A 12,056-nucleotide genomic window follows, 5' to 3' on the forward strand; every position below is an offset into this window, starting at 1 on the left:
CCCGGCCACGCACCCCCCAATGAACGAGGACACGATGAGTGAGCCCGCCACCTCCCCCCTGGACCCCGCGCCCCCGGAGGAGTTCGTCGAGGCCGCCCGGCTCGCGCCCGACCACTGGCTCTACCTGACCGACCCCGCCTGGCAGGGGGAGGGCCCGCCGCCGGAATGGGCCGTCATCGGCCAGTGGCGCTCGGACCACGCCGGCGAGATCGTCGAGTGGGAGGACAACCCGGACTACCGCCCGTCGCCGGAGGCGATGGGGTGGCCCGAACCCGCGGACGAGGTGGACCGCGCCGTCCAGCTCGCCACCACCGGATACGGCCCCGCCGAGGACGTCACCGCCGCACTGGCCGGGGCCGAAGTCGCGGTGCCGGTCACCGCGGACGGTGAGCCGGTGAGCGCGTCGGCACCCGACGGCACGGCGGTCGTCCCCGTCTACACCTCCCCGCGCTACCTCCGCGGCCTCGGGCAACTGGCGTCCGTGACGCTGCCGCTCAAGGAGCTGCTCGCCCGCATCCCCGCCGGGCACAGCCTCTGCCTCAACAGTTCGGCCCCGGTCAGCATGGTGCTGACGACGGAAGGGCTCGCGGAGGTGCTGGCGGAAGCGGGGGAGGCGGCGGCGACCACTGCCCCGGCCCCCTAGCCTCGGTCGTTCAGAAGAGCGGCCGACCTTCGCTTCGACCTTTCGGCGGACGGGTCCGACTTCCTCGCGGACCACCTCGCGTACGACCGCTGCTACACCGCGAGCCACCTGCTCCACCACCACGTGCTCGACGGCGTGCGCGGTGACACGGAACGCGAAGTCTTCCTGCACGACTGGATCGCAGGTCGGCGACCTGGCGGCATCCCGCCCGGGATCACGGCCGTCATCGACCGGCACGCACGCACCGCCGTCGTCGTGGAATCCTTCTTCCGCCGTCTGCTCACCGAGAGCAAACAGACGGCGTTCCCGGCCGCGGAGATCGAGCGGCAGTTGGGCGCCGGCGCCACGATTCCGAGCAAGCCTTAGGGGCGCTTGCCCTTTTTGGGCGTATACGTCGACCCCTCGGGATCCCGCATTGCGCCTTCCCGACCCCAGGGTTCTCTTCAGTCACGGCTGCCGAACGGCAAAGCTCGTCACGTACGGCGCCGAGATACGCCCACCGGAAGAGCGAGCCCTGAATCGAGGAGCGTCCTGCCCGTGAAATCCCAGCGCGAACTCCTGACCCCCCAGATGCTGCGGTACGACGACTTCGACGACCGCGCGGAGACCCGTTACCTGCCCTATCTGATGTATTTCCACCGGGCGGACTACCGCTCCGCGACGATAAACACCGACCGGCTGGGATTCAGGATCTCCCACGGCGCCACCGGACAGGGATCGGTCGCGAATCCGCCGAAAGGACCGGTCCGGCTGCTGGCCGGCAGCTCCACCCCGTTCGGGATCGGGGCGACCGCCGACACCGCCACCATGGCGTCACGCCTCTGGACCCGGTACGCGCCCTCCGTCCCCTGGCTCAACTTCGCCGGACGCAGCCACAACTCGATGCAGGAGCTGCTGCTGTTCCTGATGCACCGGGAACAGGTCCCCGAGGTCGACGAGATCGTCGTCTTCTCCGGCCTCAACGACCTCGCGCTCAGCCGGCTGCCCGACGCCCAGCGCGGCGACCACGGCGGGTTCTTCAACTGCGGTGAGTACTTCGACAGCATGGACGAGCTGCGCGCCTCCCACCGCAAGCCCAAGCGGGGCTTCGGCCGGCGCCCCGGAGGACCGGAGGACGCGCCTCATGTGGTGCCCCCGCTCGCCGACCGCATCGCGTACGCCGTCGACCTGACCTCCCGCCACCTCGCCGCACTCCGCCTGCTGGCCGGGCCGACCGGCGCCCGCATCACCTACGTACTGCAGCCGCTGGCGACCTGGGTGCGGGAGTCCGGACCGTCTGAGGAGCGGGCGATCTTCGGCGAGCTCGACGGGATCTCCAACTTCTGGGAGCTGTACGGCGACATCGCCACGCTGGAGACCGGCCGCCGGTACGCCGACGCGCTCCAGGTCGCCTGCAAGGAACAGGACATCCGCTTCCTGGACCTGAGCCCCGTCGTCGCCGAGTCCGTCAAGGACGACGACTGGCTCTATGTGGACCGGGCGCATTTCACCGACCACGGTACGGAAATCATCTCCGGGCTGCTCGCCGAATCCCTCGGGCTCTCCTGACCGGTCCGGTCTCCGGTCTTCACGTATTCCCTTTACGCAAGAGAGGGCTGTTCAGTCATGTCGTTCGTCAAAAACCTCATCGCGAAAGTGTTCCGTCGCAAGCGGAAGCCCAAGAACGACGCCTCCATCTACCCCATGTTCTGACCGCCCGAGACGGAGAGAGGGGAACGATGCACAGCCAACAGGCAGCCGCCACGGCCACGCTGTCCGCAGAGCATCAGGCGGGTCGTCCGCACGGGCTGCCGGGGGACGGCGGCGGCTCCGCGCGGACTGTGTACGCGTACGCGACGGACCCGGAAGCGTCCCTCCCCGAGGGCCGGTTCGTCGAGGAGGTGCGGACCGTACTGCGCCGCCACGCCACAGCCCCAGGTGACGGCTCACCCGACGCACTCGACGCCCTGGTCCGGCAGGCCGCCGACTGGGGGGCCGGTGAGCGCGAGCGCTACCTCGGCCTGGCCATGGGCGGCGAAGGCGACGGCGACGGCGACCGCGACCGCCCCGACGGCCACCACCAGGTGCTCGTCCGCCGGGCCGTCCTCGGCTGTGCCCCGCTGGCCCTCATGTCCGGGGCCTGGCTGCAGTGGCTCAGCGCCCCCGGCAACGCCGACGACCCCCTCGTGCTGCGCATCCTCGCCCTGTACGCGTCCGATGTGGGCGCCGGCCACCCGGCGGCCTCCCGGGGCAGCGCCTACCTCGAACTCTTACGCAGGCTGCGGCTCGCCGAGAACGCGGCACCGGCCGCCCGGCTCACCGGCGACCAGCGCATCCCGGACGGGGCGTACCGCCTCCCGGCGCTGCTCCTGGCGATGAGCCGGCGCCCCGACGACTTCCGGGGCGAGATCCTCGGCGCCGACCTGTGCCTGCGCGCGGTCGGGCTGCTGCCCGCACTGGAGCTGGTCCGGGAAGTGCTGCCGACGGAGACCGACTGGGCGACCCTCGACCCGGCCGCCAGGCGTGAGGCCGAAGGCCCCCTGCCCGTCGAGCGGTGCCGTGGAGCGGTGGACGCGCTGGTCGAGGAGGAGGGCGCGCGGGGCGCCGACGCGGTGCGCTCCGGCTTCCGCTGGATGCTGGCCGGTCTCCGCGACTGGTCCGATGCGCTCCACGCGGAGCTCGTGGCGGCCGGTGATCCCGCGTTCGACATGGCCGAGCTGATGCGGGTCCGGTCGCGTGAAGGCGCCGTCTACCACCACCAGTTCCTGCTTGAGGGCAAGCCCCTGGCCCGCTGGCTTGCGGAGTGCCGGACCGACCCGGGGCCGCTGCTCGACGTCCTGGCGCGCAGCAAGCTGGTCAAGCCCGGCCGTTCCGGGGCCAGTTCGCTGGTACGGGGGCTGGTCGGCGAGCGCGGACCGATGTTCCGGGTCTTCTCGCCGGAGGATCTGACGGTCATCCGCCGCTGGATCGACTCGCTCCCGGCCAAGCCCGCAGAAGCGCCGGAACCGCAGGTGGAACCGGAACCCGGGCCGGGGCCGGAGGGCGTACGGGTCGGGGTCGCGCCGCAGAAGCCCTCCCCGGGCTCCACCCGGGACCCCCTCGCCGCCGTCGCCGGAGCCCTGCGGACGGGCGCCCGCCCCCAGGGCCGCACCCCGTCCGGGCTGCGCGAGGCCTACCACCTGCTCATGAACCGTACCGACACACCCGCCCTCCGCTCCTGGGCCATGGAGTACGTCGCCGGCTGGCTCGCCCGCTCCGGCCACGGCATGGACCGTACGGCGATGCAGCTGCCCGAGCGCTGGAGCCACGAGGGACTGCGGCCCTGGCTCCAGGCCCAACACGACCAGCACGGAGCGGAGTTCGAGGAGAACGCGGCGATACCCCTGCCCTCGAAGGAGGCGGTCGTCGACGACACCGTACAGACGGCCCCGCTGACCCTGATCGACGGCAGCTGGCTCCAGGGGTTCACCGACTACGAGCAGGCCTCGTCCGCGATCGGGCACTCCCTCTTCGAGACCTACTGGGACGAACTCGGCAACGGCGAACCGCACTTGAACCACCCCCTCATCTACCGCGACGTACTCAAGGAGATGGGGGTGGAACTGCCGCCGACGGCCTCTGCCGCGTTCGCGCAGTGGCCCGGCTTCCGCGAGGAGTCCCTCGAACTGCCGGTGTACTGGCTGTGCGTGGGGCGATTCCCGCAGACCTTCCTGCCGGAGGTCCTGGGGCTGAACCTGGCCATGGAGCTGTCGGGTGTCGGCGGCACCTACCGCCGGGCGCGCCTCGCCCTGAAGGCGTACGGCTTCAGCACCCGCTTCGTGGACATCCACAACACCATCGACAACGTCGCCACCGGGCACTCCGCCTGGGCGGCCGACGCCGTGGACACCCTGCTCGCCTCGCTGCCCGACGCACCGGGACCCGGTGCCCGGGCCGATGTGTGGGGCCGGGTGCGCGTGGGCTACCGCTCGCTCAACCCGCCGAGGAGCGTCGGGGCCCGGCTCGCCGCCCGCCGCACCCGCTTCACCGGCCGCCGCAGGTGAGGCCCCGGAGGCCGGTGGGTCCCGAGAGGCCCGCCCGGTATCTGTCCCTGCCCCGCCCCCGTATCCGAATCCAGCCGGAGGAATCCAGCGGTGTCTGACCTCATTCTCGGAGTCTCCGCCTTCTACCACGACAGCGCCGCCGCCCTGATCGCCGACGGCGTTCCCGTGGCCGCCGCCCAAGAGGAACGTTTCACCAGGCGGCGGCACGACCCCTCGTTCCCCTCCCGCGCGGTCGAGTACTGCCTCGACGAGCAGGGCGTGAGCCTGGACGGCGTCTCCGCCGTCGCCTACTACGAGGACCCCCGGCTGAAGTTCCGCCGGGTGCTGGCGACCTTCGCCGGCGCCGCGCCCACGGGCTTCGCCTCCTTCCGCGACACCCTGCCCGCCTGGCTCGGCCGCGACGGCAAGCTGCACACGGACGACACCGTGCGCGCCGAACTCGCCGCACTGGGCCGGGGCCGGGTGCCCGAGCTCTCCGTACGCCGCCACCACGAGTCGCACGCGGTCTCCGCCTTCTTCCCGAGCCCCTACGAGTCCGCCGCCGTGCTCTGCATCGACGGCGTCGGCGAATGGGCCACGACCACCCTGTGGCACGGCCGGGGCACCGACCTCCGGCCCGTCTCCGAAATCCGCTTCCCCCACTCGCTCGGCCTGCTCTACTCCGCCTTCACCTACTTCTGCGGCTTCAAGGTCGACTCCGGCGAGTACAAGCTCATGGGCCTCGCGCCCTACGGCAAACCGCGCTACGCCGACCTCATCCGCGAGAAGCTCATCGACCTCAAGCCCGACGGCTCCTTCCGCCTGGACATGCGCTACTTCGAGTATCTGCGTGGCCAGGTCATGACCGGACGCGGCTTCGAGAAGCTCTTCGGCGGACCGCGCCGCACCTCCGAAACCCCGCTCACGGAGCGGGAGTTCGACCTCGCGGCCTCGGTACAGGCCGTGACCGAGGAAGCGGTGCTCCGGCTCGCCCGGACAGCGCGCGAGCGCACGGGGGAGTCCCGGCTCTGCATGGCCGGCGGTGTCGCGCTCAACTGTGTGGCCAACGGCAAGGTGATCGACGCCGGGATCTTCGACGAGGTGTGGGTCCAGCCCGCCGCCGGCGACGCCGGGGGAGCCCTGGGCGCGGCCCAGGCCGTCGCGATGGAACGCGGGGCCCGGCGCGACCACGTGGCGACGGGACACGACGCGATGAGCGGTTCCCTGCTCGGCCCCGCCTACGGTGACGAGGAGATCGCCGCCTACCTGGACGCGCACTCCATCCCGTACCGGCGGCTCGACAGCGACACCCTGGCCGCACAGGTCGCGGACGGGCTGGCCCAGGGGAAGATCGCCGGCTGGTTCCAGGGGCGCATGGAGTTCGGCCCCCGCGCCCTCGGCGCCCGGTCCATCATCGGGGACCCGCGCAACCCGGACATGCAGTCCGCGATGAACCTCAAGATCAAGTTCCGGGAGTCCTTCCGCCCGTTCGCACCGGCCGTCCTGGCCGAGGACGCCAAGGACTACTTCGACCTGCCGCAGGAGAGCCCGTACATGCTCGTGGTCTCCCAAGTCGCCGCCGCCCAGCGGCTGGAGGCCCAGGACGCCGGTGCCTCGGGGCTCGACCTGCTCAAGGTGCGGCGCTCCACCATCCCCGCCGTCACCCACGTCGACCACTCGGCCCGCGTGCAGACGGTGACCGGCCACAGCAACCCCGCCTACCACCGGCTGCTGACCGCCTTCAAGTCCCTCACCGGCTGCCCGGTGCTGGTCAACACCTCGTTCAACGTACGCGGCGAGCCGATCGTCAACTCCCCGCAGGAGGCCTACACCTGCTTCATGCGGACCGACATCGACATGCTGGCGCTCGGCAACTTCCTGCTGGAGAAGACCGAACAGCCCGCCTGGCAGGAAGCGTCCGACTGGCGCGACGAGATCCCTCTCGACTGAGCCCTCGCCCCGGATGCCGACCGAGCCCTCCGGGACGTCGACCGAGCCCTCCCGGACGGTTCCCGGTTCCCCCGAGGCCGAGAGCCCTCCGTGTCGCCGCCACGAGAAACGGAACGAACACCCATGCGTACCTTCCTGCTCCTCATCGCTTACTACCTGGTCGTGACCCCGATCGGCCTGCTGAGCCGACGGGTCGACGACCCCCTGGCACGCCGCTGGAACCGGCGCGCCGACACGTACTGGAACGCGCCAACCCCGTCACCGGCTCGCTGAGCGATGCAACGAGGGCGTGCAACCGACCTAACGGAGACAGACGATGACCAGCTTGCTCCAGTTCGCCCGGTACCGAGTCGAGGACAGCGCCCGGGACCTGTTGCGCAAGGAGATCTCGGCCCGGGTATCGGAGACCAGCCTCGATTCCGACCTCGACGACGCCATCCTCGGCTCCATCGGCGCGTACGCGCTGCGGCGCCATCTGCCCGGTGACATCCTCCAGGGCAGCCAGGTGTTCACGGCGGCGGGCTCCCACGCGTTGCTCCTGTCCAACCTGCCCACCCAGGACTTCCCCGCCACCCCGGTCACCGGATTCGCCGACGAGAGCGAACTCGCCGTGACCAACGCGATCCACCTGGGCCTGATCCGGCTGCTCGGATGCACCCCGTTCGCGGTGAGTTACGAGAACGACGGCCGGCTCATCCGCAATGTGGTGCCCAACCCGGCGGCCTCCGGAACCACCAGCTCCTGGGGAGCCGACTCGGAGTTCTTCTGGCACTCCGACAACCCGCACCAGCCGTTCGGCCCGCCCGGATCGGACCCCCGGCTCTACACACCGCCCTACCTCACGTTCTTCGCCATACGCAACGAGGAGCGCATCCCCACCGAGATCGCGGCCCTCGATGACGTCGTCGTACGGCTCGACGAGGAGACCCGGTCCGCGCTCACCGCACCGGAGTTCGAGGTCGGCGCACCCGACTCCAACGACGGCGGGACGATCGGCCCGCTGGTGAAGACCCCGGTCCTGGAGTCCGGACCGGACGGCCGGCACCGCGCCCGCTACGACCGGGGGACCACGACCGGTCTCACCCCCGCCGCCCAGCAGGCGCTGGAACGTTGGCGGGCGGTCCTCCTGAACATCCCGTCGGCCGACCTCATTCTCCAGCCGGGCGACTTCATGATCTTCGACAACCTCCGCGTGCTGCACCGCCGCAAGGCGTTCACCCCGCACCCGAACACGACGGCCCGCTGGCTCCGCCGCTGCTACGCCGCCTGACCGGCACGACAACTCCCCCTGTCCCCACCGCACATACCACTTCCGAAGGGAACCCCATGGGCAAGTACCGCGTGGCAGTCATCGGCGGCCGGCCGGCACCGGTCGCAGGAGCCAAGGAACTCGGCATCGACGTCGTCCTCGTCCACGAGGAGGGCGCCTACGACGTGGCCGTCGCCCAGCACTGCGAGCGCATCATCCACGGCCCCCTGGACGACGGCCCGGCCATCCTCGAACTCCTGAAGCCGCTGCACGCCGAGCGCCCCTTCGACCGCGTCCTCACCACCACCGAACCGGCCGCCGAGTCCACCGGCTTCGTCGTGGACGCCCTCGGCCTGCCCGGCGTCACCGAGTTCACCGCCCGCGCCCTCAAGGACAAGGCGCTCACCCGGCAGCTGCTGGACGAGCACGGCATCAGCCCGGTCCGCTACCGGCTGGTGAACAGCGCCGAGGAGATCGCCGCGTTCCGGGCGGAGGTCGGTGACCGGATCATCGTCAAGCCGGTGGACGGCGTCGCCAGCCTGCACATCCACCCCGTGGACGGACCGGAGGACGCCGAGAAGGCCTGGCAGGCGCTTCAGGAGGCGGACACCTCGGCCGTCATCGCCGAGGAGCACCTGGACGGCCCCGTCGTCAGCGTCGACTCCTTCTCGCACGCGGGCCGCCACCTCACCATCGGCTACTCCGAGTACCGCATGAACGACCGGTACGTCGAGTGGGAGGTCAGCACCCCCAGCCGGTACGCCACCCCGTGGCTCACCGAACTCCGCGAACTCACACCGAAGTTGCTCGACGCGGTGGGCCTCACCGAAGGCCCCTCGCACAGCGAGTTCGTCCTCACCCCGAAGGGCCCGCGCGTCCTCGAATCGCACGCCCGCCTGGCCGGCAGCGGTGCACCCGAACTGGTCCGCCGCGCCTTCGGGCTCAACCTCAACCGGATGTTCCTCACGGTCCCGCTCGGCATCGACGAGCTGCCGCAGACCTCGCCCGAGCCGCTGGGCGGCGCCGCGGTCCGGTTCTTCACCCCGGAGCCGGGCACCATCGACGCGGTCGAGGTGGACGACGACGCGGCCCACGCGATCCGCCGGGTCCCCAGGGACGAGAAGCAGTACGTCTTCCTGCCGTACCTGGAAGAGTTCACGGATACGGAGGTGGCGGCGGTGATCGGCAAGAGCGTCGGGGAGACCGTGCCCCCGCTGCTGACCGTCGCCGACTGCGTCTCCGGGTACGTCATCGCCTCCGGGCGCGACGCGGACGACGCCGTCGCCAAGTGCGACGCGACCAACGACCGCATCCGCTTCAAGACGAGCTGACGGCTTCAAGACCAGCTGACGGCGACGCGGCCTTTCCAGCCCGCTCCACCCAGTACGCCGCCTGCCCGGGTGGCCGGGACCCCGAACCACGGTCCCGGCCACCCGGCCTGGGTACGGCCCCTTTCCCTTCCGTCCGCTCGTGCCCCCTGCCCCTGCCCCCGCCCCCTGTCTCACGCCCCCTGTCTCCTGGGATGGACTCACCCATGAACACGATCATTTGCCCCGTCGTGGCGGAGGGGTCCAGGCCGGACCCCGTCGCCCAGTTGCACACCGTCCGCCGGCTGGTCGAGGAGCGGTACAGCAGCGAGCAGCCCCTCGCCCGCGCCGCACTGCACCTGATCGACTGCGCCACCGACATCGTGGGCCAGCTCCCCGACGGCGACCTGGACGCGGCGCGCGGCGCACTCGGCTCGGCCCGGGCCGCCGTGGTCTCCGCGACCTTCGCGGTCGGCCGGGTCCGGGACATGTCGGCCGCCGGAGCCGATCAGGCATGAGCGAACACGGCAAACACATCGTCGTCATCCACCGCTGGCGCGACCGCCACGCCCACTACGAGGAGTACGTCGACCACCGCGCCCACCGGGTCACCTACGTCACCACGGAGCTGGCGCTCGATTCCGTGCCCGGCGCCGCGGCGGCCGCCCGTACCGTCCCGGCCACCGACGACCTCGACGCCGTCTGGCGCGCGGTGACCGAACTGCGAACCCATTTCGGTGTGCCCGAGCGGGTGGTGGCCCTCAACGAGGGCGACCTCGACACCGCCGCACTCGTCCGCGAGCGGCTGGGCTGCGCCGGCCAGACCTCCGGCCCCCTGGCCCGCTTCCGCGACAAGCTCACCATGAACCAGGTCACCGCCGCGGCCGGGATACCGGCCCCCGCCTTCGCGGACGCCCCCGACGAGGCCGCCGTCCTGGCCTTCGCCGAGGACCACGGCTGGCCGGTCGTGGTCAAGCCGCGCCGGGGCACCGCCAGCCGGGGCGTCGTACGCCTCGACTCCGAGGCCGACCTGCCGCTGCTGCGCACCTCGCCCCCGGAACCGCGTCTGGTGCAGCAGTTCTGCGCCGACCCGATCTTCCACATCGACGGCCTCTGGACCGGCGAGGAGCTGGGCCCCTGGCGAGCCTCCCGTTACGTCAACACCTGCGTGGACTTCACCCAGGGCGAGGCGCTCGGCTCGGTGGAGGTGGACGACCCCGAACTCCTCATTCCTCTGGGCGAGTTCACTTCCCGGGTCGCGAGGGCGCTCGGCCCGGAACCGTGGGTCTTCCACCTGGAGGCGTTCGTCGGCACGTCGGCCGACGGCTCACCCTCGATCCAGTTCCTGGAGGCGGGCTACCGGGTCGGTGGCGCGGAGATCCCGTTCGTCTGGCGGGAGGTGCACGGCATCGACCTCGCCAGGGCCGCCGCCGACGTCCAGCTGGGCCGGCGCCCGGAGCTGCCCGTACCGGAGGCATGGCGTACGGGAGGCTGGCTGCTGGTCCCCTCACCCGTACCGGCCCCCTGCCGCGTGACGGCCTGGGAACTCCCCGAACCGCCGACCCCCGACGAGGGTCCCTACACCCTGGTGGTCCCGGCCGTGGGCCAGGTGGTCCCGCGCGTGGGCGGGTACGAGCACGTGGGTGCCCGGTTCCGGTTCCGGGGCGGATCGAGCGGCGACGTGGAGAAGGCCATCCTCAGGACGGCAGCCCAGTTCCGCCTGGAGTGCGTCCCGGAACGCGGAGCACGTGTGGCCTGCGGACTGGATCGATGACGCGCGGGAGCAGCGGAGGACCGCCCGCCGTACTCGTCCAGCCCGCCGTACTCGTCCTGGAGGACGGCCGTGCGTTTCGTGGCCGTGCTTACGGGGCTGTGGGGGAGACCTTCGGTGAGGCGGTGTTCTCCACCGGCATGACCGGTTATCAGGAGACGCTGACCGATCCGTCGTACCACCGGCAGGTGGTGGTGATGACGGCTCCGCATGTCGGGAACACCGGGGTGAATGACGAGGATCCGGAGTCGGCGCGTATCTGGGTGTCGGGTTATGTGGTCCGTGATCCTGCGCGTAAGCCGTCCAACTGGCGCTCGCGGCGGTCGTTGGACGAGGAGCTGGTGGCGCAGGGCGTGGTGGGCATCAGTGGTGTCGACACCCGCGCCCTCACCCGGCATCTGCGGGAGCGGGGTGCGATGCGGGTCGGGATCTTCTCCGGGAACGCGATCGCGGATGAGGGGACGCTGCTGGCCAGGGTGCGTCAGGCCCCCGAGATGACCGGCGCCGACCTCTCCGCCGAGGTGGCGACGAAGGAGGCGTATGTCGTTCCTGCGATCGGGACGAAGAGGTTCACGGTCGCCGCGGTCGACCTCGGTATCAAGGGGATGACGCCGCACCGGATGGCGGAGCGTGGCATCGAGGTGCACGTCCTGCCGGCGACCGCGACGCTGGAGGAGGTGTACGCGGTTCAGCCCGACGGTGTGTTCTTCTCCAACGGCCCTGGCGACCCCTCGACGGCCGATCACCCGGTCGCCCTGATGCAGGGTGTTCTGGAGCGGTCGACGCCGCTTTTCGGGATCTGTTTCGGTAACCAGATTCTGGGCCGGGCGCTCGGCTTCGGTACGTACAAGTTGAAGTATGGGCATCGGGGGATCAATCAGCCGGTGCAGGACCGTACGACCGGCAAGGTCGAGGTCACCGCGCACAATCACGGTTTCGCCGTCGATGCGCCTTTGGACAGGGTGTCCGACACCGGGTTCGGGCGCGCGGAGGTCTCCCACGTGTGCCTGAACGACCAGGTCGTGGAGGGGCTCCAGCTCCTGGACCGGCCTGCGTTCAGTGTTCAGTACCACCCTGAGGCGGCGGCGGGTCCGCATGACGCCGCGTACTTGTTCGATCGTTTCGTTTCTCTGAT

At 71.0% G+C, this 12,056-nt stretch carries 11 protein-coding genes; all 11 read left to right on the forward strand.

Features of this window, described 5'->3' with window-relative positions:
• The first annotated feature begins 34 nt into the window (after positions 1-34).
• Positions 35-643 (forward strand): type VII secretion system-associated protein, encoded by a 609-nt coding sequence (locus IE264_RS32490; RefSeq protein ID WP_229887864.1) that lies wholly within the window; start codon positions 35-37, stop codon positions 641-643.
• 135 nt (positions 644-778) lie between these two features.
• Entirely contained in the window at positions 779-1,009 is a 231-nt protein-coding gene (locus IE264_RS32495; RefSeq protein ID WP_229887866.1) for a hypothetical protein, read from the forward strand.
• Positions 1,010-1,180: 171 nt separating this feature from the next.
• Positions 1,181-2,191, forward strand: a complete 1,011-nt coding sequence (locus tag IE264_RS32500) for an SGNH/GDSL hydrolase family protein (RefSeq protein WP_032757173.1) — start codon at positions 1,181-1,183, stop codon at positions 2,189-2,191.
• A gap of 170 nt (positions 2,192-2,361) precedes the next feature.
• The gene (locus tag IE264_RS32505) at positions 2,362-4,665 is read left to right on the forward strand and encodes an iron-containing redox enzyme family protein (protein ID WP_032757174.1); all 2,304 of its coding nucleotides are present in this window, start codon (positions 2,362-2,364) and stop codon (positions 4,663-4,665) included.
• A gap of 90 nt (positions 4,666-4,755) precedes the next feature.
• Entirely contained in the window at positions 4,756-6,594 is a 1,839-nt protein-coding gene (locus IE264_RS32510; RefSeq protein WP_032757175.1) for a carbamoyltransferase family protein, read from the forward strand.
• A 123-nt stretch (positions 6,595-6,717) separates the two neighbouring features.
• Positions 6,718-6,867, forward strand: a complete 150-nt coding sequence (locus tag IE264_RS32515) for a hypothetical protein (RefSeq protein WP_015612012.1) — start codon at positions 6,718-6,720, stop codon at positions 6,865-6,867.
• Positions 6,868-6,910: 43 nt separating this feature from the next.
• Positions 6,911-7,864 carry a TauD/TfdA family dioxygenase gene (locus IE264_RS32520; RefSeq protein ID WP_015612013.1) on the forward strand — a complete coding sequence of 318 codons (954 nt, stop codon included), beginning with the start codon at positions 6,911-6,913 and terminating at the stop codon, positions 7,862-7,864.
• 56 nt (positions 7,865-7,920) lie between these two features.
• Complete coding sequence (locus IE264_RS32525) at positions 7,921-9,174, forward strand: ATP-grasp domain-containing protein (RefSeq protein WP_032757176.1); 1,254 nt, start codon at positions 7,921-7,923, stop codon at positions 9,172-9,174.
• A 203-nt stretch (positions 9,175-9,377) separates the two neighbouring features.
• Positions 9,378-9,668 (forward strand): hypothetical protein, encoded by a 291-nt coding sequence (locus tag IE264_RS32530; protein ID WP_031125713.1) that lies wholly within the window; start codon positions 9,378-9,380, stop codon positions 9,666-9,668.
• Entirely contained in the window at positions 9,665-10,924 is a 1,260-nt protein-coding gene (locus IE264_RS32535) for an ATP-grasp domain-containing protein (RefSeq protein ID WP_015612016.1), read from the forward strand. Before IE264_RS32530 ends, IE264_RS32535 begins: the two co-directional genes overlap by 4 nt.
• On the forward strand, positions 10,921-12,056 hold a 1,136-nt coding region (gene carA / locus IE264_RS32540), incomplete at its 3' end, for a glutamine-hydrolyzing carbamoyl-phosphate synthase small subunit (RefSeq protein ID WP_190167744.1). The genes IE264_RS32535 and carA, both read left to right, overlap by 4 nt.

Source organism: Streptomyces microflavus (assembly GCF_014650075.1).
GTDB lineage: Bacteria > Actinomycetota > Actinomycetes > Streptomycetales > Streptomycetaceae > Streptomyces > Streptomyces microflavus.

Excerpts from the sequence above, each read along its gene's own strand:
- IE264_RS32505 (WP_032757174.1), top strand. The coding sequence starts at position 2,362 with ATGCACAGCCAACAGGCAGCCGCCACGGCCACGCTGTCCGCAGAGCAT.
- IE264_RS32490 (WP_229887864.1), top strand. The coding sequence starts at position 35 with ATGAGTGAGCCCGCCACCTCCCCCCTGGACCCCGCGCCCCCGGAGGAG.
- IE264_RS32530 (WP_031125713.1), top strand. The coding sequence starts at position 9,378 with ATGAACACGATCATTTGCCCCGTCGTGGCGGAGGGGTCCAGGCCGGAC.
- IE264_RS32515 (WP_015612012.1), top strand. The coding sequence starts at position 6,718 with ATGCGTACCTTCCTGCTCCTCATCGCTTACTACCTGGTCGTGACCCCG.
- IE264_RS32520 (WP_015612013.1), top strand. The coding sequence starts at position 6,911 with ATGACCAGCTTGCTCCAGTTCGCCCGGTACCGAGTCGAGGACAGCGCC.
- IE264_RS32535 (WP_015612016.1), top strand. The coding sequence starts at position 9,665 with ATGAGCGAACACGGCAAACACATCGTCGTCATCCACCGCTGGCGCGAC.
- IE264_RS32525 (WP_032757176.1), top strand. The coding sequence starts at position 7,921 with ATGGGCAAGTACCGCGTGGCAGTCATCGGCGGCCGGCCGGCACCGGTC.